At 66.6% G+C, this 23,222-nt stretch carries 26 protein-coding genes and 3 tRNA genes; 16 read left to right on the top strand and 13 right to left on the bottom strand.

Annotated elements, in window-relative coordinates; genetic code table 11:
- Nucleotides 1-15: 15 nt before the first annotated feature.
- Complete coding sequence (locus R5H29_RS02885) at nucleotides 16-1,902, bottom strand: formylglycine-generating enzyme family protein (RefSeq protein ID WP_134735709.1); 1,887 nt, start codon at nucleotides 1,900-1,902, stop codon at nucleotides 16-18.
- Between the two features lie 84 nt (nucleotides 1,903-1,986).
- Here R5H29_RS02885 and rnd point away from each other — a divergent pair, with 84 nt between their 5' ends.
- Nucleotides 1,987-3,066: a ribonuclease D gene (gene rnd / locus R5H29_RS02880; RefSeq protein ID WP_332328706.1), complete on the top strand. Its 1,080-nt coding sequence runs from the start codon at nucleotides 1,987-1,989 to the stop codon at nucleotides 3,064-3,066.
- A gap of 88 nt (nucleotides 3,067-3,154) precedes the next feature.
- On the top strand, nucleotides 3,155-4,228 hold the full coding sequence (locus tag R5H29_RS02875; RefSeq protein ID WP_058979641.1) for a hypothetical protein: 1,074 nt from the start codon (nucleotides 3,155-3,157) through the stop codon (nucleotides 4,226-4,228).
- A 75-nt stretch (nucleotides 4,229-4,303) separates the two neighbouring features.
- On the opposite strand, the gene R5H29_RS02870 is transcribed toward R5H29_RS02875, so the two are convergent.
- A complete protein-coding gene (locus R5H29_RS02870; RefSeq protein WP_332328705.1) occupies nucleotides 4,304-6,634 on the bottom strand; it encodes a TonB-dependent receptor domain-containing protein in 2,331 nt (776 codons plus the stop codon).
- A 229-nt stretch (nucleotides 6,635-6,863) separates the two neighbouring features.
- Here R5H29_RS02870 and R5H29_RS02865 point away from each other — a divergent pair.
- Nucleotides 6,864-6,939 (top strand) — tRNA-Ala (locus R5H29_RS02865).
- Nucleotides 6,940-7,001: 62 nt separating this feature from the next.
- On the opposite strand, the gene R5H29_RS02860 is transcribed toward R5H29_RS02865, so the two are convergent.
- Nucleotides 7,002-7,172, bottom strand: coding sequence for a hypothetical protein (locus R5H29_RS02860; RefSeq protein WP_019660537.1), 171 nt, complete (start codon nucleotides 7,170-7,172; stop codon nucleotides 7,002-7,004).
- A 159-nt stretch (nucleotides 7,173-7,331) separates the two neighbouring features.
- On the opposite strand from R5H29_RS02860, the gene R5H29_RS02855 reads away from it, so the two are divergent.
- Nucleotides 7,332-7,817 (top strand): hypothetical protein, encoded by a 486-nt coding sequence (locus R5H29_RS02855; protein WP_019660538.1) that lies wholly within the window; start codon nucleotides 7,332-7,334, stop codon nucleotides 7,815-7,817.
- 6 nt (nucleotides 7,818-7,823) lie between these two features.
- On the opposite strand, the gene R5H29_RS02850 is transcribed toward R5H29_RS02855, so the two are convergent.
- On the bottom strand, nucleotides 7,824-8,585 hold the full coding sequence (locus tag R5H29_RS02850) for an SDR family oxidoreductase (protein WP_332328704.1): 762 nt from the start codon (nucleotides 8,583-8,585) through the stop codon (nucleotides 7,824-7,826).
- Nucleotides 8,586-8,717: 132 nt separating this feature from the next.
- On the opposite strand from R5H29_RS02850, the gene R5H29_RS02845 reads away from it, so the two are divergent.
- On the top strand, nucleotides 8,718-9,560 hold the full coding sequence (locus tag R5H29_RS02845; protein WP_332328703.1) for a methylated-DNA--[protein]-cysteine S-methyltransferase: 843 nt from the start codon (nucleotides 8,718-8,720) through the stop codon (nucleotides 9,558-9,560).
- 73 nt (nucleotides 9,561-9,633) lie between these two features.
- On the opposite strand, the gene R5H29_RS02840 is transcribed toward R5H29_RS02845, so the two are convergent.
- Nucleotides 9,634-10,659 (bottom strand): NADP-dependent oxidoreductase, encoded by a 1,026-nt coding sequence (locus R5H29_RS02840; protein WP_134735703.1) that lies wholly within the window; start codon nucleotides 10,657-10,659, stop codon nucleotides 9,634-9,636.
- Between the two features lie 365 nt (nucleotides 10,660-11,024).
- On the opposite strand from R5H29_RS02840, the gene R5H29_RS02835 reads away from it, so the two are divergent.
- From R5H29_RS02835 to dxs, 7 genes are all read left to right on the top strand, one after another.
- Nucleotides 11,025-11,100 (top strand) — tRNA-Phe (locus R5H29_RS02835).
- A gap of 70 nt (nucleotides 11,101-11,170) precedes the next feature.
- Nucleotides 11,171-11,246, top strand: a tRNA-Phe gene (locus R5H29_RS02830).
- 160 nt (nucleotides 11,247-11,406) lie between these two features.
- Nucleotides 11,407-11,958 (top strand): lipocalin family protein, encoded by a 552-nt coding sequence (locus R5H29_RS02825; protein ID WP_332328702.1) that lies wholly within the window; start codon nucleotides 11,407-11,409, stop codon nucleotides 11,956-11,958.
- A gap of 162 nt (nucleotides 11,959-12,120) precedes the next feature.
- A complete protein-coding gene (locus R5H29_RS02820; protein WP_010486516.1) occupies nucleotides 12,121-12,597 on the top strand; it encodes an LEA type 2 family protein in 477 nt (158 codons plus the stop codon).
- Between the two features lie 64 nt (nucleotides 12,598-12,661).
- Complete coding sequence (locus tag R5H29_RS02815; protein ID WP_308305604.1) at nucleotides 12,662-14,452, top strand: acyl-CoA dehydrogenase C-terminal domain-containing protein; 1,791 nt, start codon at nucleotides 12,662-12,664, stop codon at nucleotides 14,450-14,452.
- A gap of 597 nt (nucleotides 14,453-15,049) precedes the next feature.
- Nucleotides 15,050-15,715 (top strand): HNH endonuclease, encoded by a 666-nt coding sequence (locus tag R5H29_RS02810; protein ID WP_019660544.1) that lies wholly within the window; start codon nucleotides 15,050-15,052, stop codon nucleotides 15,713-15,715.
- Nucleotides 15,716-15,820: 105 nt separating this feature from the next.
- A complete protein-coding gene (dxs, locus tag R5H29_RS02805; RefSeq protein WP_032953273.1) occupies nucleotides 15,821-17,728 on the top strand; it encodes a 1-deoxy-D-xylulose-5-phosphate synthase in 1,908 nt (635 codons plus the stop codon).
- 143 nt (nucleotides 17,729-17,871) lie between these two features.
- Here the strand turns inward: dxs and R5H29_RS02800 are convergent, their stop codons facing one another.
- From R5H29_RS02800 to R5H29_RS02790, 3 genes are all read right to left on the bottom strand, one after another.
- Nucleotides 17,872-18,075 carry a hypothetical protein gene (locus R5H29_RS02800; protein ID WP_005417823.1) on the bottom strand — a complete coding sequence of 68 codons (204 nt, stop codon included), beginning with the start codon at nucleotides 18,073-18,075 and terminating at the stop codon, nucleotides 17,872-17,874.
- A gap of 168 nt (nucleotides 18,076-18,243) precedes the next feature.
- Nucleotides 18,244-18,807 carry a DUF3011 domain-containing protein gene (locus R5H29_RS02795; RefSeq protein WP_010486507.1) on the bottom strand — a complete coding sequence of 188 codons (564 nt, stop codon included), beginning with the start codon at nucleotides 18,805-18,807 and terminating at the stop codon, nucleotides 18,244-18,246.
- Nucleotides 18,808-18,940: 133 nt separating this feature from the next.
- Complete coding sequence (locus R5H29_RS02790) at nucleotides 18,941-19,147, bottom strand: hypothetical protein (RefSeq protein ID WP_021202175.1); 207 nt, start codon at nucleotides 19,145-19,147, stop codon at nucleotides 18,941-18,943.
- A gap of 400 nt (nucleotides 19,148-19,547) precedes the next feature.
- On the opposite strand from R5H29_RS02790, the gene R5H29_RS02785 reads away from it, so the two are divergent.
- From R5H29_RS02785 to R5H29_RS02770, 4 genes are all read left to right on the top strand, one after another.
- Nucleotides 19,548-19,832: a hypothetical protein gene (locus R5H29_RS02785; protein ID WP_005410420.1), complete on the top strand. Its 285-nt coding sequence runs from the start codon at nucleotides 19,548-19,550 to the stop codon at nucleotides 19,830-19,832.
- Between the two features lie 12 nt (nucleotides 19,833-19,844).
- Nucleotides 19,845-20,078: a DUF1653 domain-containing protein gene (locus tag R5H29_RS02780; RefSeq protein WP_019660549.1), complete on the top strand. Its 234-nt coding sequence runs from the start codon at nucleotides 19,845-19,847 to the stop codon at nucleotides 20,076-20,078.
- 246 nt (nucleotides 20,079-20,324) lie between these two features.
- Complete coding sequence (locus tag R5H29_RS02775) at nucleotides 20,325-20,531, top strand: hypothetical protein (RefSeq protein WP_227853529.1); 207 nt, start codon at nucleotides 20,325-20,327, stop codon at nucleotides 20,529-20,531.
- Nucleotides 20,528-20,860, top strand: a complete 333-nt coding sequence (locus R5H29_RS02770) for an SMR family transporter (RefSeq protein ID WP_019660551.1) — start codon at nucleotides 20,528-20,530, stop codon at nucleotides 20,858-20,860. The genes R5H29_RS02775 and R5H29_RS02770 overlap by 4 nt, the downstream gene beginning before the upstream one ends.
- A 22-nt stretch (nucleotides 20,861-20,882) precedes the next feature.
- On the opposite strand, the gene R5H29_RS02765 is transcribed toward R5H29_RS02770, so the two are convergent.
- The 5 genes from R5H29_RS02765 to R5H29_RS02745 all read right to left on the bottom strand — a co-directional run bounded on the left by R5H29_RS02765 (nucleotide 20,883) and on the right by R5H29_RS02745 (nucleotide 23,198).
- Nucleotides 20,883-21,056, bottom strand: a complete 174-nt coding sequence (locus tag R5H29_RS02765; RefSeq protein ID WP_021202178.1) for a DUF1328 domain-containing protein — start codon at nucleotides 21,054-21,056, stop codon at nucleotides 20,883-20,885.
- A 94-nt stretch (nucleotides 21,057-21,150) separates the two neighbouring features.
- Nucleotides 21,151-21,792, bottom strand: a complete 642-nt coding sequence (locus tag R5H29_RS02760; RefSeq protein ID WP_019660553.1) for a LysE family translocator — start codon at nucleotides 21,790-21,792, stop codon at nucleotides 21,151-21,153.
- Nucleotides 21,793-21,890: 98 nt separating this feature from the next.
- Nucleotides 21,891-22,499, bottom strand: a complete 609-nt coding sequence (locus tag R5H29_RS02755) for an ATP-dependent Clp protease proteolytic subunit (RefSeq protein WP_111102443.1) — start codon at nucleotides 22,497-22,499, stop codon at nucleotides 21,891-21,893.
- Between the two features lie 37 nt (nucleotides 22,500-22,536).
- Nucleotides 22,537-22,887, bottom strand: a complete 351-nt coding sequence (locus R5H29_RS02750; RefSeq protein ID WP_019660555.1) for a polyketide cyclase — start codon at nucleotides 22,885-22,887, stop codon at nucleotides 22,537-22,539.
- On the bottom strand, nucleotides 22,887-23,198 hold the full coding sequence (locus R5H29_RS02745) for a helix-turn-helix transcriptional regulator (RefSeq protein ID WP_206621284.1): 312 nt from the start codon (nucleotides 23,196-23,198) through the stop codon (nucleotides 22,887-22,889). The genes R5H29_RS02750 and R5H29_RS02745 overlap by 1 nt, the downstream gene beginning before the upstream one ends.
- Nucleotides 23,199-23,222 lie beyond the last annotated feature (24 nt).

The raw sequence follows: 23,222 nt of genomic DNA, 5'->3' as shown, positions 1-23,222 counted from the left end.
GAAGCCCGGTGCCGCTCAGATGCCCCGCACCAGGCGGAAACCGATGCGCGCGCTGGTGGTGTCCGAATCCTGCGACTGCCGCCACGCCGCACGGGTCTGCTCCGGCGCGTTGGCCCAGTTGCCCCCGCGGATCACCCGTGCGCGGCAGCCCGGGTTGAACCAGGCCGCGCCATCGGAGGGCGCGCGCCGGTAGCTGGCATGCCAGCAATCGGCCACCCACTCGCTGAGATTGCCCGCCATGTCGTGCAGGCCGAAGGCATTGGCCTGGAAACTGGCCACCGGCGCGGGCCCCCACCAGCCATCGCCATAGCCGATGAAGGCGTTGTGCCAGTGCCGTCCCGATGGCGAGACATCCTTGCTGCCAGTGAAGTTGCCAGCACCGGGCGGCGGCGTGCCGGCGGCGCCCCACGGATAGCGGCCACTGCTGCCGGCGCGCAGCGCGTATTCGAACTCGGCCTCGCTGGGCAACCGGTAGCTGCGCCCGGTCTGCTCGGACAACCACGCCGCATAGTTTTCGGCATCGCGGATACTGACATGCATCACCGGCAAATTGGCCATCGCGAGGCCACCGTCGTAGTCCGAACGCCAGTCCACGCCGCTGCGGCGGATGAAGTTGCCGCTGCGTTCGTCATAGACCACCGAATGGCCGCGACGGGTCGCACGCGGGCGCGCGTTGGTCGCCTTCACGTAGCGCTGGAAATCGCTGACCGTGACCTCAGTGATCGCCATCGCGAAGCCTCGATCAAAGCGCACATAGTGCGATGGTCGCTCAGCATCGCTCGAACCCGGTTCGGCATCACCGGCGCCCATCTGGAAACCGCCATGCGGCACCACCACCATCTGCGGACCGCGTCCGCCATCACGCATGGCGTCGCTGAACACCTGTCCCGGGCGGAAGCTGCCGTAGTGCGTGGCCAGGTCGATGCGCTCACGCAGCTGGGCCACCACCGCGTCTCCCGGCAGGGCGATGCGCAGGGCCTCGGCCAGTTTCTCGCGTGCCGGCTTCAGGCCCTGCGGCGTGGACAGGTCGCGCAGGCCGTCATCGCGCAACTGCAGCAATGCCGCCGCACGGATCTGCTCGATGCGCTCGAACGCGTCGGCAATGGTCGGCGACGAGTCGCGCACCTTGCTGGCTTCGGCCAGCCAGGTGCCCGCGCTGGCGAAATCGCGCGTGCGAGCAGCGTCCTCGGCACGACGGATCAACCCGCTTTCGGCCGCGGCCAGTCCCTGCCGTGCACGGCTGTTGTTCTCGTCCAGTGCCAGCGCCTCGCGGAAGTTGCCGATGGCGCCATCCCCGTCCTCGCCGATCCGGTCCGCGCGCAGGTCCTCTTCACCGGCGCGGTTGTAAGCGACCACCCGCTGGGCAAGCTCCACCCGACCCTGCAGTGCGCGTACCTTCTCGTCCTTGGGCGCCAGGGTCAGCAGCACCAGCGCCTGGCGGCTGGCCTCGGCCAGCGCCTCGCGCTGCTTCAGCGGCCGCACCAGCAACGCATCCGCCTGCTGCTGCAGGCGCTGGCGGGCACGCTGCAGGCCCTGGCGGGCCTGGCGGTCATCCGGGTCCTCTTCCTGTACTGCCAGCCACAGCGGAATGGCGGCATCGGCATCCTCATACAGCCGGCCCTCAGTGAAGGCCTGCCCGGCCGCGCGGCGCAACTGGGCCAGGCTGCGGCCCTGGCGGTCCACCCGCGGCGGCGTCCACTGCTGTACATCCTCGGCGGCATCCTCACCGGCGATGGTCACGCTGCCCTGCCCGGCCTGCGGGCGCTCGTCGCTGTCTGCGTTCGCGGACGGGCGCGCCTCCTCCCCGGCACTCCGGTCCACTGCCGTGGGGGGCGACGGCGTGCAGCCTGCCAGGGCCATGGCCAAGGCGGTGCACAGCGCGGACGACAACGGAAAACGCAAGCGGAGCCTCCTTCGGCACGGACGCGCACCGACGTTAGGCTATTCTCCCCTGCCTGAGCAAACCCGAGTAGTAGGCCCTGAACCGTGGCAACCTGGATCACCACCCCCGCCGAGCTGGATGCGTACTTCCAGCAGCGCCCGACCCGCATCGGCCTGGACACCGAATTCATCCGTGAACGCACCTTCTGGCCGCAGCTGGCCCTGGTGCAGATGGCGGTCGGGCAGGACATCCTGCTGATCGACCCGCTGATTCCCGGCATGACCGAGGCGCTGGCACCGTGGCTGGCCGATGAATCCATCACCAAGGTGATGCACAGCGCCAGCGAAGACCTGGTCGCCTTCAAGTGGGCGTGCGGTGTGCTGCCGCGACCACTGTTCGACACCCAGATCGGCGCCGCGCTGGCCGGCATTGGTGGCGGCATGGGCTACCAGAAGCTGGTGGCGGAGATCACCGGCGTGGCGCTGGCCAAGGGCGAAACCCGCTCGGACTGGATGCGCCGTCCACTCTCGGAGTCGCAACTGCAATACGCCGCCGACGACGTCGAGCACCTGTTCGCGCTGCATGACGCCATTGATGCCAAGTTGCAGGCACTGGGCCGCCAGCAGTGGCTGCACGACGACGGCGAGCGCCTGCTGGCCAGCGTCGCCAATGACGAGGACCGCTGGCCGCATCTGGCGATGCGCTCAGCGCAGTTTCTCGATGCTCCCGCGCAGCGCCGCCTGCTGCGCCTGCTGCGCTGGCGTGATGTGCAGGCACGCAGCAGCGACCGCCCGCGCAGCTGGATCCTGGACAACGAACTGGCCGCCACGCTGGCACGCACGCCACCGGCCGATGCCGCCGCGCTGGCCACGCTGTTTGAACAGTTCCCGAAGGCACCGCGCAAGCTCGCCGGCGCGGTGTGGCAGGCGCTGGACACGCCGCTGGCCGATGAGGCCGAGGCACCCCTGGCGTTGCCCGCCAACGACACCAACAAGCAGGCACTGAAGAGGCTGCAGGACGCCGTTGCCGAACGCAGCCGCGAGCTGGGCCTGCCGGATGGCGTGCTGGCCTCCCGCAAGCATCTGGAAAGCTATCTGGAACGCCGCAAATGGCCGGCCGCACTGGCCGGCTGGCGCCAGCAGGAACTGGAATCGCAGCTTCAGGCGCTGCTGCCCGCACGTTGATGACAAGGCGCCGGACCACGCCGGCGCCGTGCACCTCAAGCCTGCAGGGGCCGTGCTAGGGTTGGGCGGTACTGACAAGGAGACGTCGATGCAGACCCTCAAGATCGCGACCGCCTGCGCACCGCTGCTAACCACGTTGGGCCTGGCATGCTCTGGGCAGGCCGCACCGCTTTCCTATGCACAGGAAAAGGAGAACACAGCCAAGCTGGTGGACATCATTGACGGTGCCACCCGCGACGGTCTGGTTGCCGTGCTGGTGCCGGCCCCGTATGTCGTGCACAACGGCGGGCCAGGTGTCGGCTCTCCGGTCCCCGGCTTTCATCTGGGCAACCGCTCGACCGACCTACCCGGGTTCTCGACGCGGGTGTCCTTCCAGCACAAGGATATTCCCTCCCAGGGCTATGTGCAGCTGTTCAACACCAACGAACTGGAAACCGGCCCGCAGCGGACGGTGTTGATGGACGTGTTCGAGGTGCATCTGATTCCGCCGGGCACCTATCTGCTGAACGGTGCGGAGAACTACCGCCTGAACACCCGCGTGGCCAAGCTGAAGCCGCTGGGGACCACGGACGAAGTATCGAAGGACATCGGCGCCACCCGCCTGGCCGACGTCGATTACCGTTTCTATTCCTGGAAGAAGGTCTGGGTACCACCCGGCGTCCTGACCGATCAGCACTCCCAGCAGGTCTGCATCTCGGTGCATGTGGCCTCCGGCAACTGCGTGGCATGGGGCACCCAGAACTACGAAACCTCGCGCCCGACCGAAGGCTACTGGGATGACAGGATCGTCCCTGAAGACATCCCTGCCGTACGCATCCAGGCGGTCATCGCCAAGGCCCACGCGCCACTGGCCTTCACTGCCCGCGAAGGGCAGATCCTGCTCAGCCCCTTCATTGTTGCCGCCGACGGCGATATCGATTTCAACGCCAACGACTGCGCACCGGTCGACAAGCTGATGGGATGCGCCCTGCGCCGCTTCACGGTGCACTACCAACCCGCGCCGCTGGACGCTGCACGCAAGCACATCGCAATCACCTCGCGCGGCCTCAACGGCAAGCAGCGCAAGGTACTGGAGCGGATGGAGGCGATGCAGCTGCAGGTGCTGGGCCCCAGTGCGCCGTCCGATGCAGCGCTGGGCAAGGGCGTCAGCGCCACGCCTTGAGCACGGATGATGCCTGGCCAGCAACGAAAAACGGCGCTCGATGAGCGCCGTTTCCGGTACACGACGGGGTAAGGCTTACCAGTTCATGTTCAGCGAGACACCCACGGTGCGCGGTTCGTTGTAGACCGCCGCCATGTAGTTCTCGATCACACCCTTGAGGTTCTTCTCGTTGGTGATGTTGCGCGCGAACAGCGCAACTTCGTAGGCACCGTAGTTGCCCGAGTAGCCGATCTTCAGGCCACCTTCGAAGTCACCCTTTGAGTTGAACTCCTTGCTGTCGTACAGCACGAAGCTGGTGTAACCCTGCTTGTTCCAGTCGGTGGAGACGAACATGGTGCCGGCGTCGCTGACCGGGAAGTCGTAGCGGGCGGCCAGGTTCACGTTGTACTTCGGCGCGTTCGGCAGCGGGTTGCCGTCGATCTGCGCGAAGGTGTTGGCACCGACCTTGATGGTCGGGTCGCCGACGGTGCAGACCACCTGGCCGTTGAGGCCGCAGACCTGCGCGTAGACGCGCTTGTCCTTGATCTCGCTGTGCAGCAGGCTCAGGCCGGCGCTCAGGGTCAGGTTCGGGATCGGGCGCAGCTCCATGTCGGCTTCGAAGCCGTAGGCCTTGGCCTTGTCGGCGTTGAACAGCACGCCGTTGCCGTCCGAATCGTTGCCGTTGAGCTGGATGTCGTTGACGGTGTAGGTGAACGCGGTGGCGTTCAGGCGCAGGCGGTTGTCCCACAGGCTGCTCTTCACGCCCGCTTCCCAAGACAGGATCGTCTCGGAATCGGCGGTGGTGAAGTCGGCATTGAACACTGCCGAACGACCCTGGATGGTCGGGCCACGGAAGCCACGCGCGACCTTGGCGTAGACGCTCACGTCCGGCGTGATCTGATACATCGCGCTCAGATCCCAGCTCGGGGTGGTGTCGGACATCTTGACGTCGGTGCGGCCCTTGTAGGTGACCACGCCGGCAGCGGTGTCGGCGGTCTTCAGCAGGCGGGTGTGCTTCTCGTCCTTGGTCTGGCGCAGGCCGGCGGTAACGGTGAACTTGTCGGTGAAGGCATAGCTCAGCTGGCCGAAACCGGCCCACGAGGTGTTCTTGTTGCGCAGGCGCACCCAGTTGTTCGGGTTACGTGCCGGGCCCTGCAGGAACCACGCGCGCTGGTAGAAGTCGGTGGTGTCGCTGCCGTTGAAGTAGAACGCACCGGCCTGCCACTGCAGCGCGCGGTCGTCATGGCTGGCCAAGCGGAATTCCTGGGTCCACTGATCCAGGTCGCGGATGCGGCCCATCGACTGGCCGTAGCCGTTCGGCACGCCGTTGACCGGGAAGTTCACCGCAGCACCGCCGTCGGTGTCGCCACGGCTGTAGCCGGAGGTGGTCTCGTAGGCGGTGATCGAGGTGAAGTCGATCGCGCCGAAGTCGTAGCGTGCCTTCACCGAGCCGCCGTAGGTCTTGTAGGCCTGCGGGTTGTTGTCGGCCTCGTCGTAGGCGACCTTGTCGCGCGGCACGTCGGTCTTGTTCGAGCCCTTGGTCAGCGCACCGCGCAGGAACAGGGTCGAGGTGCCTTCATAGTCGCGGGCGTGGGCCGAGGCCAGGATCGAGAACTGGTCGCTCGGGGTCAGCAGCAGCTGGGCGCGCACGTTGCGGTCGTCCAAGCCGCCCATGGCGTTCTTCTTCGGGCTGACCGTGCCGTCGGCACTCGGGCCCTTGTAGGTGTTGTCGACGTAGTCATCGCGGTGCTGGTACAGCGCCGACACGCGGAACGAGGCGATGTCATTGATCGGACCGCCGAAGCCGCCGTCGATCGACACGCTGTTGTAGGTCGCGTAGCTTGCGCTGACCCGGCCGGTGTAGTCCTGGGTCGGCTTCAGGGTGTCGAACTTGACGATGCCGGCGGTGGTGTTGCGGCCGAACAGCGAGCCCTGCGGGCCGCGCAGCACTTCCACCTGGTCCACGTCATAGACCGGGTTGGACTTCAGCACCACGTGCTCCAGCACCACATCGTCCTGGATGATCGACACCGGCTGCGAGGCCCCCAGGTAGAAGTCGATATTGCCCAGGCCACGGATATAGAAGCGCGGGAAGATGCGGCCGGTGGTGGTTTCCGCATACAGGCTCGGCACGCGGCCGGACAGTGCCAGCAGGGTGTCGTCGCCGCCGGCGGTGAAGTCGCGCATGCGCTCGCCCTGTACCACACCCACCGAGACCGGCACTTCCTGCAGGTTCTGCTCACGGTGTTCGGCGGTCACGGTGATCGTGTCCAGGCCGGTCGGGGTCGGCGCACTGTCCTGCGCGGCGGCACCGAAGCTGCCCGCCAGGGCCAGGCCAGCACAGGCCAGGGCCAGCGGGTGACGGCGGAAGGAAACAAAGGAAGACGACAGACCCGACAGGCGGCGGGAATCGGAATGGGAGGGCATGGAATGCTCTGAGGAGGCGTCCGTGCGGCCTGCGCGAGCCGGGCGGCAAAAGGGAGGAGAACTGCGCAAGCGGCCATTATCCCCCAAATTGTTACGATTTCGTTGCGCGGACCCCGCCGCGGCGAACCGAACGGTTTCGGCACCATTGCGCGCGCTCACGCCGCGTCGTCCGGCGTCCCGGATCGGCTTGGCAAGGCGCGGCCACTTGGCTACACTTGAGTCCTGCCGTGGGGCCATAGCTCAGCTGGGAGAGCGCGTCGTTCGCAATGACGAGGTCAGGAGTTCGATCCTCCTTGGCTCCACCACTCTTCAGAAGAACCCGCAGATCGCCATGATCTGCGGGTTTTTTCTTTTCAGCGCCTCCGGCTCAGGCCGGCTCCTGGTCTCCATCCTTGCGTTGCGGGCCGCGCGAGTGCGTATCACGCACCTGTTGATCGCGCTGCCCCGGCCGCTGCTTGGCCACATCGTCCTGCTTCCTGTCCTGGCGGCTTTCCTGGATGCCCTGCTTCGGGTCCTGATCCCTGCTTTGCTCGTTCATCGAAAACTCCCTCGCCGGCAGCAGGCCAGCGCTGCCACCACGCTAGAGGTTGCCGGGTGAGCCGCAGGTCAGTCCCGCGCCAACATCCTGTGCAGGAAGCGGCTTGCCGCCACCGCCCCGCCCAGCCAGAATCCGGGGCACCACGCTCACCGGTGTGCCATGCCCTCCTCTGCCCAGCACGCAGCCCACGCGTTGCCGATGCTCCTCAATGCGACCGACGGCAGCATCCAGCTCGGCAACCTGCCAGCATTGATCGGCCCCACCTTGTTACTGGACGAAGCGCGTGCCGCCTTTGCCCCGCTGGTCCGAGGGGAGCGCGATGTCGGCACCGGCTATCGCTGGCTCAGCCTGCACCGGCTCAGCCTGGGCGGTGTGCCCGCTGGCATCAGCCTGTGCTTCCACGGGCAACAGCTCGACATGGTGACGATCGGCGTCGATCTGCCTGGTGCGACACTGGAAGACGGCTGGCCGACCCAGGCCGCGATCGATGCCGAAGTCGCTTTCATGCGGCGCACCTTGGCCACGGCACTGGGGCGCAAACTGGCAGGTGGCCGCGCCCGGTTCGACTGGGGCGAAGCCTGGGCCGGTTTCGATCCGAAGGGCTTCATGGCCAGCAGCGGCATCCGCTACGCGCCACGCTCCTGACCCCGCTCAGGTACGTGTGATCGACACCCCACCTTCCACACGCATCGCGGTTCCGGTAACGAAACTGCTTTCATCGCTGGCCAGGAACAGCGCCGCGTTGGCGATCTCCTCCGGCTCGGCCATGCGCTTCAGTGCGTGCAGCGCGCGCACGAAGTCGCGGGCATCGCCGGTGGGTGCGGCCTGCCGCCCCATCTCGGTATCGGTACCACCGGGCAGCAGCACATTGCTGCGTACGCCGCGCGCACCGTACTCGGCCGCGATCACTTGGCTCAGGCCGATCAGCCCCGCCTTGCTCGACGCATAGGCCGCCATGCCCGGGAAGCCCACGGTATGGCCGACAAAGGTGCCGACAAACACGAGCGAGCCGCCGCCGCGCGCCAGCAGTGCCGGCAACTGCGCGCGTGCCCCGTGGAAAGCGGCATCCAGATTGGTCGCCATCACTTCGCGCCAGGCGTCCACCGGGAACTCCGCCGCAGGTACGCCCGGGCCGAGCATGCCAGCATTGTTGAGCGCGATGTCCAGGCCGCCGAAGGACTGCTGGGCCAGATCGACCAGCGCTTGTGCCGTGCCCGGGTCAGCCACGTCAGCGGCATGCGCCACGGCTTCGCCACCGGCGGCGCGAATCTGCTCGACCAGCGCCTGCAGCGGCTCCGGCCGCCGTGCGTTGAGCACCAGCTTCGCCCCTTCGGCGGCGAAGCGCAGCGCGCTGGCGCGGCCAATGCCAGCGCTGGCACCGGTGATGAGAGCGATCTTGTTGTTCAGGCGCATGGTCGTGGTGCCGGTTGTGAAGTGGCCGCCACGATGCCGCGCCTTCGGCCTGCCAACACTCCGTTTCCGGGCCTGGCCCGTCGGTGCAGGAAACGGAGTTTCCGCAGAACCGGCGCATGCCAGAATCCGGCTATGGACAGTACCGCCACCACCGCCCTCGATGCCCGCGTCGAACGGGTCTGCCGCCACCTGCAGACCAGCCTCGACGAACCCTCACTGCAGGAACTGGCCGACATCGCCGGCTGCAGCCCGACCCGGCTGCACCGCCTGTTCAAGCAGGCCACAGGGTTGACCCCCAAGCAGTACGCTGCCGCGCTGCGCGCCGACCGCCTGCGCACCGGGCTTGAACAGCAGGAACGCATCACCGATGCCTTCCATGATGCCGGCTTCGGTTCCAGTGGGCGCTTCTACGAGAACGCACCGAAGTTGCTGGGCATGACTCCCAAGCAATGGCGCGCAGGGGGGCGTGGCGAAGTCATCCACTTCGCGCTTGCCGAAAGTTCATTGGGCAGCGTGCTGGTGGCCAGCAGTGCCACCGGCGTGGTCGCGATACTGCTCGGCGACGATCCGGAGACGCTGCTGCAGTCATTGCAGCAACGCTTCCGCCAGGCCGAACTGATTGGCGCCGACCAGGGCTATGAACAACTGGTGGCACAGGTGGTGGGCCTGGTCGAGGATCCCACGCGGGGCGCCACACTGCCGCTGGACATCCGCGGCACCGCGTTCCAGCAACGGGTATGGCAGGCCTTGCAGCAGATCCCACGTGGCCAGACCGCCTCGTATGCCGACATCGCCGCGCGCATCGGCGCGCCGCGATCAAGCCGTGCGGTGGCTCGCGCCTGCGCCAGCAATCCACTGGCGGTGGCCGTCCCTTGCCACCGCGTCGTACGTCGCGATGGGGACCTGTCCGGCTATGCGTGGGGCGTAGCGCGCAAGCGCGAACTGCTGCGCCGGGAAAAGGCCTCGACTGTCTGACGTGGGTGCCGACCTTGGTCGGCACGCCCAGCTTCCGGTAGGTGCCGACCTTGGTTGGCACACCGCCAAGCCCTCAATCCAGCTTCACCACCAGCTTGCCGAAGTTGTGCCCCTTCAACAGCCCGAAGAACGCCTCCGGCGCATTCTCCAGCCCTTCCACCACATCCTCGCGGTACTGGATGCGGCCTTCGCGCAGCCACTGCGGCATCTCGCGTTCGAAGTCCGGCCACAGGTGGTTGAAGTCGTGCACGATGAAACCGCGCACGGTCAGGCGCTGGCGCAGAATCTGGCTGAACAGTGCGGGCAACCGGTCCGGACCGGGCTGCTCGACGCCGCGCTCGTTGTAGGTGGCGATGGTGCCGCACACTGGAACGCGGGCGAAGTCGTTGAGCAGCGGCAGCACTGCATCCAGCACGTGCCCGCCCACGTTCTCGAAATACACGTCGATACCCGCAGGAACCGCTGCGCGCAGCTGCGCGGCGAAATCAGCGGCGCGATGATCCAGCGCCACGTCCACCCCCAACGTCTGCAGGTAAGCGCGCTTGGCTTCGCCACCGGCGATGGCGACCACGCGCGCGCCCTGCAGCTTGGCCAGCTGCGCCACGGTCGCGCCCACCGGCCCGGTCGCGGCAGCCACCACCAACGTCTCGCCCGGCTTCAGACGGGCGATTTCATGCAGGCTGGAATAGGCGGTGAAGCCGGGCATGCCATATACCCCCAGCGCCGTACTCAGCGGCAGCCCGGCCGGATCCAGCCGGCGCCCCAGTGCCTTGGCCGGCAGCACCGCGTGGGTCTGCCAGCCACCCGGTGCCAGCACCAGCTCACCTGTGGCTACGCCCTCGGCGTTCGACTGCAACACCTCGGCCACGGTCTGCCCTTCCATCACCGCGCCCACCGCCACCGGCGCGGCGTACGACGGGCCCTCGTCCATGCGTCCACGCATGTACGGGTCAAGCGACAGATAGCGGTTGCGCAGCAGTACCTCGCCGTCCGCCGGTACCGGCAGCGCTGCCTGCTCCAGGCGGAAGTTGGCCGCAGTGGGCGCTCCCTGCGGACGCGACGCAAGCACGATGCGGGAGGTGGTCGAGGAATCGGACATGGCCAAGTCTCTGCTGTTGCCAGCATTGGGAAAGGAGTACCGACACTACGCCGCAGCCATCCCCGATGGCGCCCACGAAAACAGCGTTCCATCGCCAAGCTTGGCCTTGGCCGCGTGCAGCCCTTGCCAGCGCAGCTTTGCCGATCACCGTGGCCCGCTGAATTCCGCCGCAGGCGATGATCACCGCGTCGCGGCGCCGATGAACTGGCACTCAGGGCACTGCCCTCTGCCCCGTGACGGAGGATCAAGCACTTGCATCCACGCAGACGGCAATGTGAAGGTTTTTTGCCAAAATGCTTGCCGTAGGCGGCCGACCTCCGTAATATGCGCGTCCTTGGCAGCGACCTCGCTGCAATGAACTACGTGGCCGAGTAGCTCAGTTGGTAGAGCAGGGGATTGAAAATCCCCGTGTCGGCGGTTCGATTCCGTCCTCGGCCACCACGTTCGACAGCCTGCAGAAATGCGGGTCTTTTTTCGGGAATCGCAGTTGATCGTGATTGCCACACAGTTTGGCCGAGTAGCTCAGTTGGTAGAGCAGGGGATTGAAAATCCCCGTGTCGGCGGTTCGATTCCGTCTTCGGCCACCATCTTTCGAGACCTGCAGAAATGCGGGTCTTTTTTTTGTCCGTGCTTCGCGCACTGCACAAGTTGCGGATGCGGCGCCTGCGCACACGCCCGGTTGACGAAACATTTACACCGGCATGCGCGGCGGCACCTACGCTCCAGACTCCTGCCTGGAGCCTAACGATGCATCTGCGCCCTGCCCTGCTCGCCTGCCTGCTGCTGGCCGCCTTCCCGGTGATCGCCACTGAACCTGTGCGCGCGGTCGAGCGCCTGGACATCGATCGCTACGCCGGCCAGTGGCACGAGATTGCGCATCTTCCGGTTTCGTTCCAGAAGCAATGCGTGGGCGATATCACCGCCAACTACGGGCTGCGCCGCGATGGCCGCATCAGCGTCACCAATACCTGCCGCAACGGCGACGGAGAACGTGTGGTTGCTGAAGGCGTAGCACGCCCGGTCGCCGGCCATCCCGGCCAGTTGCAGGTGCGCTTCGTGCCGGACTGGCTGAGCTGGGTGCCGCTGGTCTGGGCCGACTACTGGGTCCTGGCCCTGGACCCGGACTATCAGTGGGCGTTGGTCGGTGAACCGGACCGCAAGTACCTGTGGATTCTCTCGCGCCTGCCGGAAATGGATCGCGCCCGGTTCGAACAGCTGAAAGAAAAAGCCGAAGCCATGGGCTACGACCTCGGCCCACTGCGCCTGATGGCCCCGATTCGCGATACACCCGCCGACTGAACCTCCCCGCATCCGGCGCACCACGCGCGCGCCATCCGGCGCCGCGCACGCCCGGCCGCCATCTTCACGCGCTACCCTCTGCGACGGGTCGCCACAGGCGATCCAAACGACCATACGCCGTAGTATGCTTATCCAACGCACCCCTTCAGAGGAACTGCGCCCATGCTCCACCGTTTCCGTATCGCCTTGATCGTCCTGTGCACCCTCGCCCTTGTTGCCTGCAACAACGGCATCGTCAAGCGTGTTTCGGAACCGGCGGCCAGCCTCCAGCAGCTGACCGTGCGCGCCGACGGCAACTGGACCGTGGCCCTGCGCCTGCAGAACTACAGCTCCATGCCCATGACCTTCGATGACGTCGCGCTGGCACTGACCGTCGGCGACAGCGACGCCGGCACCCTGCAGGCCAAGCCGGGCATCTCCATTGGCGGCACCTCAGCCGATGTCATCAATGTTGACCTCGTGCCCAGCTCGGCCGCACGCCTGGTGGTGGCCGACGCGCTGGCCAGCAACCGCACCCTGGCTTACGGCCTGAAGGGAACGGTGGCGGCCACGCCGCAGGAAAAGAAGCAGCGCAGCTTCGATATCAGCAGCCGCAGCACCCTCAACCAGGCGCCCGGCCTGCCGGGCGTGCTGCGCTGATTTCCACCTTCCGTCGCGGCGCCTGGCGCCACTCTCCCTGCCCTGATCAAACCGAGACGTACCGATGAGCAGCTACACCGCCCCGCTTTCCGACCTCCGTTTCGCCCTGCACGATGTGCTCAAGGTCGAACCCCTGTTCGCCCGCCTGGGCTTCACCGACGCCACCGCCGACGTGGTCGATGCCGTGCTGGAGGAAGCCGGCCGCTTCAGCGCCACCGTGCTGGCCCCGCTCAACAGCGTCGGCGACGAGATCGGCTGCGTGCTCGACCAGGCCACCGGTGAAGTGACCACCCCGCCCGGCTTCAAGCAGGCCTACGACCAGTTCGTCGATGGCGGCTGGACCGGCCTGACCGCCTCGCCGGAACTGGGTGGGCAGGGCCTGCCGCACACCCTGGGCGTGCCGCTCAACGAAATGATCAACGCCGCCAACCTGGCGTGGGGCAACTTCCCGCTGCTCTCGCACGGCGCCATCGAAGCGCTGAAGCAGCACGGCGAAGCCTGGCAGCACGAGGCCTTCCTCAAGCCGCTGATCGAAGGCCGCTGGACCGGCACCATGTGCCTGACCGAACCGCACTGCGGCACCGACCTGGGCCTGCTGAAGACCAAGGCCGAGCCGAATGCCGATGGCAGCTACGCGATCACCGGCACCAAGATCTTCATCACCGCCGGCGAGCACGACCTGACCGGCAACATCGTGCACCTGGTGCTGGCCAAGCTGCCCGACGCCCCTCCGGGCGCCAAGGGCATCTCGCTGTTCGTCACCCCCAAGTTCAAGGTCGACCGCGAAGGTAACGTCGGCGAGCGCAACGCACTGCGCTGCGGCTCGATCGAGCACAAGATGGGCATCAAGGGGTCGGTCACCTGCGTGATGAACTTCGATGGCGCACAGGGCTACCTGGTCGGCCAGCCGCACAAGGGCCTGCAGGCGATGTTCACCATGATGAACACCGCGCGCCTGGGCGTTGGCCTGCAGGGCATCGGCCTGTCCGAGCGCGCCTACCAGAACGCACTGAAGTACAGCCGTGAGCGCCTGCAGTCGCGCGCCCTGAGTGGCGCCAGGTTCCCGGACAAGCCGGCCGACCCGATCCTGGTCCACCCGGATGTGCGACGCATGCTGCTGACGGTGAAGTCGCTGGTCGAAGGCAGCCGCCTGCTGGCGCTGCACGCTGCCACCCTGATCGACATTGCCCACCATGCCGGCGATGCCGCCGAGCGCGAGCGCGCCGACACCCTGGTGAGCTTCCTCACGCCCATCTCGAAGGCCTGCCAGACCGAATGGGGCATCGAGAACACCTACAACGCCCTGCAGTGCTTCGGTGGCCACGGCTACATCCGCGAACACGGCATGGAACAGCTGGCCCGCGATGCGCGCATCACCACGCTGTATGAAGGCACCACCGGCATCCAGGCGCTGGACCTGATCGGCCGCAAGACCGCCTCCAGCCAGGGCGCCGGCCTGAAGCTGATGCTGGCCGAGATCGAAGCCTTCGCCAAGGAACACGAGGGCAACGAAGCGCTGGCCGAGTTCATTGGCCCGCTGCGCGCCAAGGCCGCCGAATGGGGCAAGCTGACCCTGGACGTGCTGCAGCGCGCGGCCGCCAACCCGGACGAACTGGGTGCGGCCAGCTACGACTACCTGTTCTATTCGGGATACGTGGTGCTGGCCTACTGGTGGGCCCGCAGCGTCGCCGCCGCCGATGCCAGCGCGCACGGCGCCGCCTTCGCCCAGGGCAAGCGCGAGACCGCGCGGTTCTACTTCGCCCGCGTGCTGCCGCGCACGCTCAGCCATGCCGCCGCCATCCAGGCCGGCGCCGCCCCGCTGATGGCGATGGACGACGAGCGCTTCGGCGCCTGAGCCGGGCTGCCGCCCGGCACCCGCGGTAGTGCCGGCCGCGGGCCGGCAACCGCAAAGCAACAGCTGGATCCCGGTGGATGGCGGGGCGGTGTGGGCTGGCAGGACACGCCGTAAACCCCGCTCCGCGGTCCGGCCCAGCCGCTGGCGGCTGGGCGTTCGGGCGCTTGCGAAGCAGTGCTTCGCAAGCAAAGCGCCCTCACCCCTGGGGGCTCGATGGCGCCTTGCTCGTGTGCGCTGTCCTGCGCACACGGCAAGACCGGGGTTGGGGCGTCCTGCCCAACCCGCCCGAGGCATGCCTCGGGCCCATGGCGCCAACGGTCCTGCCAACCCACACCGCCCCGCCTCTGACAGTTCCCCGCGATCTGCGTAAATCCACGCCCCGCGTGGATGAAAACCACCGAAATCCATCTGGAGAAAAGCCCCCCTTTGTTAAGGGGGGCGCGCCGATGGCGCAGGGGATAGGAGAAATGCGTGGGCATCCCAACCCGCCATCGGCGGGCTGGGATGCGGAATGCGCGGACCTGAATCTTGCGATTTGGGTTTCGCCCACAGGGCGATACCCAAATCGCAATGATTCAGGTATAAGCTGTTCTCCCGATGGAGACAGACACTACACGCTTGGGTCTGATCGAAGCCGGAGCTCCGCTTTCTGCTCCGGGCGCCGAAGCATCGCCCAACGCCACGACGCTGCATCGCCCCGGTTCGGTCCGGCTGCTCTCGCTTGATGCCCACGGACGCGTACTGGACTGGATCACCTGGCAGGACGCAGCCTGCCTCTACGCCCGCGAAGCGGTTGCCTGGACGCTGGGCGATCCCTGCCTGCACATCCACGGCGGTACCAACCGCTTCAGCGGCCTGCAGAGCGGCATGGACCTGCACCCGATCATTGCCGCCCGCGGCCACGCCCGCTCCCGCGCGATCGATCCGACACCGAACCTGACCAACCCGGCCCTGTTCGCCCGCGACGCCCATCTGTGCATGTACTGCGGCCAGCAGTTCAACCGCCCCACGCTCACCCGCGACCACGTCGTGCCGCTGTCCAAGGGCGGCCTGGATTGCTGGGAAAACGTGGTCACCGCCTGCTTCCACTGCAATTCGCGCAAGAGCGACCGCACCCCGCAGCAGGCCGGCATGCCCCTGCTGGCAGTCCCCTACCGGCCCAGCTGGATCGAGCACCTGATCCTGTCCAACCGCAACATCCTGGCCGACCAGATGGCCTTCCTGAAGGCGCAATTGCCCAAGCGGTCGAAACTGAGCACCTGAACGCCCGAAAATGCAACCCTCACCGTCCTGTCACGGGCGGCGGCGTTTGCTTGCCCCACCCCCGTTTGAGGGCGAAAATGGGCGTTCAGAAAAAGTGCGAACATGATGATCGACTCTGCCCGCTATCCCCGCCTCGCGCGCATCCAGACTCCGGATGACCTTCGCACGTTCGACGAATCCGAATTGAGGGCGGTCGCCGACGAACTGCGCGCCTACCTCATCGAATCGGTGGGCAAGAGCGGCGGCCACTTCGCCGCCGGCCTGGGCGTGATCGAGCTCACCGTGGCCCTGCACTACCTCTACCAGACTCCGGTCGATCAGCTGGTCTGGGACGTGGGTCACCAGACCTACCCGCACAAGATCCTGACTGGCCGCCGCGACGAGATCCATACCGTCAAGCAGAAGGACGGCGTCGCGCCGTTCCCGAAGCGCGAGGAAAGCGAGTACGACACCTTCGGCGTCGGCCACTCCTCGACCTCGATCTCGGCGGCACTGGGCATGGCCATCGCCCGCCAGTCCGAAGGCGACGACCGCAAGATCGTGGCCGTGATCGGTGACGGCGCGATGACCGCCGGCATGGCGTTCGAAGCGCTGATGCATGCCGGCGGCATGGAGCCGGAACCGAACCTGCTGGTGATCCTCAACGACAACAACATGTCGATCTCCGAGGCGGTCGGCGGCCTGACCAAGATGCTCGGCCGTGCTACCGGCAGCCGCACGCTCAATGCGCTGCGCGAAGGCGGCAAGAAGATCCTCGGTGACAAGAAGAACAACCCGGCGCGCTTCGTGAAGCGCTGGGAAGAACACTGGAAGGGCATGTTCGTGCCGTCCACGATGTTCGAGGAAATGGGTTTCCACTACACCGGCCCGATCGACGGCCACGACATGCCCGCCCTGCTGTCCACGCTGAAGACGCTGCGCGCCTCCAAGGGCCCGAAGCTGCTGCACGTGATGACGACAAAGGGCAAGGGCTACGAGCCGGCTGAAGGCGATCAGATCGGCTACCACGCGGTGGGTCCGTTCGATCCGGACAAGGGCCTGGTGGCCAAGGCCGGTGCCAAGAAGCCGACCTACACCGATGTGTTCAGCGACTGGCTGTGCGATGCCGCCGCCGCCGAACCGCGCCTGTACGGCATCACCCCCGCGATGCGCGAAGGCTCCGGCCTGGTGCGTTTCAGCAAGGAATACCCGCAGCGCTACTTCGACGTGGCCATTGCCGAACAGCACGCGGTCACCCTCGCCGCCGGCATGGCGACCCAGGGGGGCAAGCCGGTGGTGGCGATCTACTCGACCTTCCTGCAGCGCGCGTACGACCAGTTGGTGCATGACGTGGCCATCCAGGACCTGGATGTGCTGTTCGCGATCGACCGCGCCGGCGTGGTCGGCCCGGACGGCGCGACCCATGCCGGCAACCTCGACCTGAGCTTCCTGCGTTGCGTGCCGAACATGGTGGTGATGGCCCCCTCCAACGAAGCAGAATGCCGGCAGATGCTCAGCACCGGCCTGCAGCACCCCGGCCCGGCAGCCGTGCGTTATCCGCGTGGCACCGGCACCGGCGTGGCTGCCGGCACCGACCTGTCCACCCTGCCGATCGGCAAGGGCGAGCTGCGCCTGCAGGGCAGCCGCATCGCCCTGCTGGCCTTCGGCAGCACGGTGGCCGCCGCCGAGCAGGTCGGCCGCGAACTGGGCCTGAGCGTGGTCAACATGCGTTTCATCAAGCCGCTGGACCGCGAGCTGTTGCTGGCTGTGGCCGCCCAGCACGAGGGCCTGGTGACGATCGAAGACAACGTGGTGGCCGGTGGCGCCGGCTCCGGCGTCGGTGAGCTGCTCAACGCCGAAGGCGTGCTGCGCCCCATCCTGCACCTGGGCCTGCCCGACAGCTACCAGCACCACGCCAGCCGTGAAGACCTGCTGGCCGAAGCCGGTATCGATGCTGCGGGCATCCGCGCGGCGGTACTCAAGCGCTGGCCGCAGCTGGCCGCCGGCACACCGCCGCTCAGCGCGGCCGGCTGAGGCCGATTGCCAATCCGTGGATCCACGCATGGCGTGGATCTACTGCGGAACAGAGGCGCAGACCCACGCCAGATGCAAAGTAGATCGACGCCATGCGTGGATAGCGGGGTCCCAGAACCGGATCTGGCCGGAAGCCCCAACCCTCAGCCGTAGCTGACCGCTTCCACGAAGGCGCCGCTGGCTTCCACCCGCACCGCAGCGCGCTGCCCGGTGTCGACGAAGTGGAGACGTGCAAGGGTCTCGGCGAAATCATAGGCTCTGGCACCGTCGCGGAACTCGATCGGTTCGGGCCGGTCCGGGTGCAGCACGCGCCATTGGCGTTGCTCGCATTGCAGGCGGATCAACATGCAGCTCACTCCTTGAGGCAGCGTATCGACGGTGGCGGGATGGGCGTGCCGGTTACGGCAGACTTCATCGCGACGGATCAGGGGCACACAGGGGTGCCCTGATTCGCAGAAGATACGACGTTCAAAATGTGAGCTGTATCAGATTATTCTGATTTTCGAGGGGTGCGCTCAATTCACCTGGAACTGCGCCCGGCAGCCGTCGCTGACCCAGATGCCACGGCGGTCCCAGCCCCAGGTCTGGCCTTCGATGCAGGCACTGCGTGAATCCTGGCGGACCAGGCGCACGCCACGGCGGATGCGGGCATCGCAGTATTCCTGGCGGTGACCGTTGGAATGGCAGGTGATCACCTCGCCCCCGCCCCAGCCATTGCCACCATTGCCCCAGCCGTTGCCATGGCCACCACCCCAGCCACCGCCGCGGCGGTACTCGCCGACGAACTCGGCACGGCAGCCCTGGGTGACCCAGACGCCGTAGCGCGATTGCCCCCAGGTCTCGCCTTCCACGCACGGCGAGCCAGACAACTGGCGGATCATCCGGGCACGGCCTTCCAGGCGGCATTCATTGCTGCGGTTCTTGATCGATTCGCAGCGTACGATGCCGCCGCCGTCGCGACCGCCATAGCGATCGTCGTCATAACCGTAGCCATAGCTCTGCGCCTGCGCGCCGCCTGCGGCGGCCAACATCGGCAGCAGCGTGCAGGCCAACGTGCGCCAGGTGAGTGCCTTGCCCATCGGAATCTCCACATGAATACGATGGCGCAAGCATCCGGGATTCGCGGCCCGGCGGACAGGGGGCGCCCCCAAGGCGGTTCTTTCCCCATTCAAACAGCTCAACCGTGGCTGACTGCACCTCGGCCAGGTGGTGTCAACGTCCGAAGTGGAGTGCGTCCACGGAATTGCCAAGCGCCTCGACCCGTACCGTGCTGCACTGGCCGGTGCGGCGGTGGTGCTCCTGGGCCCGCGCTGCGGCGACATCGAAGGCCTCGGCGCCCCGTGCATAACGGGTTGCGTCATGCGCCTGCGGGTCCAGTACGGACCAGTGCCGGGCATTGCATTGAACGGTAATGACCATTGGAGACTCCTGCGGAATGGGTCAAGCCGGCGACGGAAGGCCCTGAGCACCGGTACCCCAGCAGGCTAGCGATCGCCTCCGGGATGGCCCATCAGATTTGTACGAAAATGCCGCGCCGCGCTGTCAGGCTCCCCGCCATCACATCCCTGAGGCCGTTTAGTGAGTCCCCTTTCGTGACCCTTGTCACGGAGTTGGCGGAGCTTCACACTACCGTCACCAACAGGGGCCCCTTCCACATGCGCACCTTCTTCTCGCAGCAGCGTTGGACGCTGCTGAAGTTCTACTTCGTGGCCAGCTACCTCGTGCTGATCGAGGAACTGATCCGCGCCGCCATGCACTGAGCGCTTGCTGCAGGGCTATTTGCGGCAGACACTGTCGCTTTAGGCACGGAGCCCGCCCGATGAAAGCGCTTCTTCTGATTCCAGCCCTGCTGGTGCTGTCCGCCTGTGCCAACCAGCATCAGGCCGCTGCGCGTGCCGATACGGCGGCCACTTCGCCTGCCACGCCGAAGGTCGGTGGCGACCGCGATGCCCACGGTTGCATCGGTTCGGCCGGCTACCAGTGGTGCGAGCACAGCCAGCGTTGCGAACGTCCGTGGGAACTGGCGCAGGCACAGGGTCTGGCCAACACCGCCGAAGCCATCGATGCCTACTGCGCGAAGCCGGCCAGCCCGGCGCGCAAGTGAGTCGCGCCGCCCATGGCTGAGCTGAGTCCGCTACCCACCCTGGCCCCGGGCCGCTACCGCCACTTCAAGGGCGGCGAGTACGAAGTGCTCGACATCGTCCGCAGCAGTGAGACCCTGCAGCCGATGGTGCTGTACCGCGCGCTGTATGGCGAAGGTGGCCTGTGGGTACGCCCGTACGCCATGTTCGTCGAGCAGGTGCCGGGCGAGCACGGACCGCAACCGCGTTTCGCCCGCATCGACGCATGATGGCTCCGCTGCCGGCCTTGGCCGGCAGCGCGCGGCAACGCGGTGGGCCTGCGCTACAGTCGTACCGTCCAGTCGGTTTCTTCCCGCCACGCCGGTATCCGCTCCTGTTCGCGCTGCAAGGCAGCCGACCGCGTGCGCCAATCACTGCTGCGGGCCACCATCGAAGTAGCCTGCCGTAATGGCTTGGCTGCTGGTGGATGAAGCCACCGGCGCGCTGATCGGCGATTTCGAAGCGCGGGCAACCCGATGGAACCAGCGCTGCCTGCGCTTGACGTCCTGGAAGCGTGCGATGCTGGCCGAATCCTGGCGACGCCAACGGTACGCGGCGCGCTGCACGCTGCCAATGGCTTCTGGGCCACGGCCTACCCGCTGGACGCGCAGGAACGTGCCAGCGCATTGACCATGGCCGAACAGGCGCTGAAACTGAGCGCAATGAGCTGGAGCGGTCAATGAATTCCTATCTCTACCTTGCCGCTGCCATCGTGCTGGAAGTGATTGCCACATCACTGCTGAAGGCGTCCGACGGCATGAGCCGGCTGGCGCCGACACTGGGCGCACTGGTCGGCTATGGACTGTGCTTCTACCTGTTGTCGATGACCATGAAGTCGATCCCGACCGGCATCGCCTACGCGATCTGGTCCGGCGTCGGCATCGTGCTGATCTCGCTGATCGGGCTGGTGGTGTTCAAGCAGCGCCTGGATGCACCCGCGCTGATCGGCATCGGCCTGATCTGCGCCGGTGTACTCGTGATCAACCTGTTTTCGCGCAGCAGCGCGCACTGAGCACGCTGCTGCGCGATCAACGCTAGCTGACCTTCTTGGCCACGGTCATGCCGAGCAGGAACAGCACCACGGCGATGATGATGCCGGCCCAGAACAGGAACTTGGCGATGCCGACCGAGGCACCGGCGATGCCACCGAAGCCGAGCACGCCTGCGATCACACCGATGATGGCGAAGATGATGGCCCACTTGATCATGTCAAACCTTTCCCTGCGGGGACTGCGTACTGGATGATCAGGCTAGGCCGTCACCGATGCGGCAGTCGTGAACAGGCCGCGTGCGCGGCGTGAATCAGCGCGGACGAAAGCGCAGCAGCGCGACGGCAAACGCCAGGAACACGCTACCGACCAACCGCTCGAACCAGCGTCGCGCAAAGGGTTCGGCCAGCCAGCGGCGCAGGCCATGGCCACCGGCTGCATACATCACGTACCAGAACAGTTCGCAAGCGGCGAAGGTGGCCACCAGCACGCTGTACTGAAACGCCTGGCCACGTGACGGGTCAACGAACTGCGGCAGGAACGCCGCCGCGAACAGCAGCAGCTTGGGATTGCTCAGGCCCACCAGAAGGCCACCACGGAACACGGTCCAGGCACCAAGCGTCGGCATCATCGGCAGTGCGGCATCCACCGTCACCGTAGGCGCGGGACGGCAGCTGTCGCGCCATGCCTTCAGGCCCAGCCAGGCCAGGTAGGCCACGCCCAGATAGCGCAGCACTTCGAACAGCATCGGCGAGGAATGAAGCAATGCGCTCAGGCCAGCAGCGGACGCGGCCAGCACCAGCAGCATCGCCAGCAGGCAGCCGGCCATCGCCGGTACACTGCCGCGGAAGCCGAGTCCGACGCTGCGGCCGAGGATATGCAGCATGTTCGGCCCCGGCGTGCCACACAGAACGAACACCGTGGCGAGGAACCACCACCAGGTATGCAGGGCCATGGCGCACATCCACTTCAGAAGACCGTACCAGCATAGAGTGCGTCTGCAACGCGCGGCACATACAGCACAGCGTGGATGTGGTGGTTACAGAGGCAGGCTCAGGCCGCGTGCGCGTCGCGCCGTACCAGTACCTGGTCGATCAGGCCCCATTCGCATGCCTGCTCGGCACTCATGAAACGATCGCGGTCCAGGGTCTGCTCGACCTCCTCGACACTGCGTCCGCAATGCTGCGCATACAGCCGGGTGATGCGCTGCTTGGTGCGCTGCATTTCCTCGGCGTGGATGAAGATGTCCGAAGCCTGGCCCTGTACCCCGCCCAGCGGCTGGTGCACGTGCAGGCTGGCATTGGCCAACGCCGCGCGGTGACCCGGCTCGCCGGCCATCAGCAGGAACGACCCCATCGACCGCGCGGTGCCCATGCACAGCGTATGCACCGGAGCAGAGATGTATTGCATCGTGTCGTACATCGCCAAGCCGCTGGAAATGACTCCGCCTGGCGAGTTGATGTACAGATGGATCGGCTTCTCCGGGTTTTCCGATTCCAGGAACAGCAGTTGCGCGCAGACCAGCGCCGATACGGTGTCATCGACTTCGCCGTTGAGAAAGATGATGCGCTCGCGCAGCAGCCGCGAGTAGATGTCATAGGAACGCTCGCCGCGCTCGCTGCGTTCCACCACCATCGGTACCAGCTGCATCCTGTCCCGCATGTGCCTGCTCCTTGTCCGGTGGGATTGAGGCGTCGCCTCACGCCGCGCGCATCATGGTGCGATGATCGTCGTTGGCGGCCAACGGCCGCAGCGCGCGCAGGTCGGTGAGCCGATGCACGATGGTCAGCACCGTTCCCCCGCCGTCATCCGCGCGCAGCCGGAAACACACCTGGCTGTGCAGATGCGGGGGATGCGCATCGCGCAGGTGGAACCCCAGCTCCCGCCCCTCCTCGCGCAGGCAAGGCTGCGGATCGGCAAGATCGGCCGCAGGCAACCAGCGCTCACGCAGCGCCGGGTCCAACAGTGCGCGCCAGACCCGTTCCGGTGGCGCTGGCAGCCACTGCTCCATCACCAACGCAGGAGCCGCTTCGTTCAGAACGTCGTCCATCAATCCATCTCCTTCAGCAGATCCTGCAAGGCATCCATACGCGCGGGCCAGTAGGCCCGGTAGCGCTGCAACCAGCGTCCGATGTGAGCCAGCCCGCGCGGATCGACCTCGTAGTAGACGAAGCGGCCTTGGCGCTGTTCGCTCACCAGCCCGGCATCGCGCAGCACCGCCAGGTGCTGGGACATCGCAGACTGGCTGATCGCCATGCCCTCGCGCAGCGCGCTGGCATGCTGCCCGCCCTCGGCCAGCTTTTCGAAGATGTGGCGGCGGGTGGGATCGGCCAGCGCTTTGAAGAGGGCGTTCTCGATCATGGTCAATACATTAGCAATCACTAA

Source organism: Stenotrophomonas sp. A3_2 (assembly GCF_036624925.1).
GTDB lineage: Bacteria > Pseudomonadota > Gammaproteobacteria > Xanthomonadales > Xanthomonadaceae > Stenotrophomonas > Stenotrophomonas hibiscicola.
Note: the sequence above shows the minus strand (reverse complement) of the source record. Positions and strands in the feature narration are given on the sequence as shown.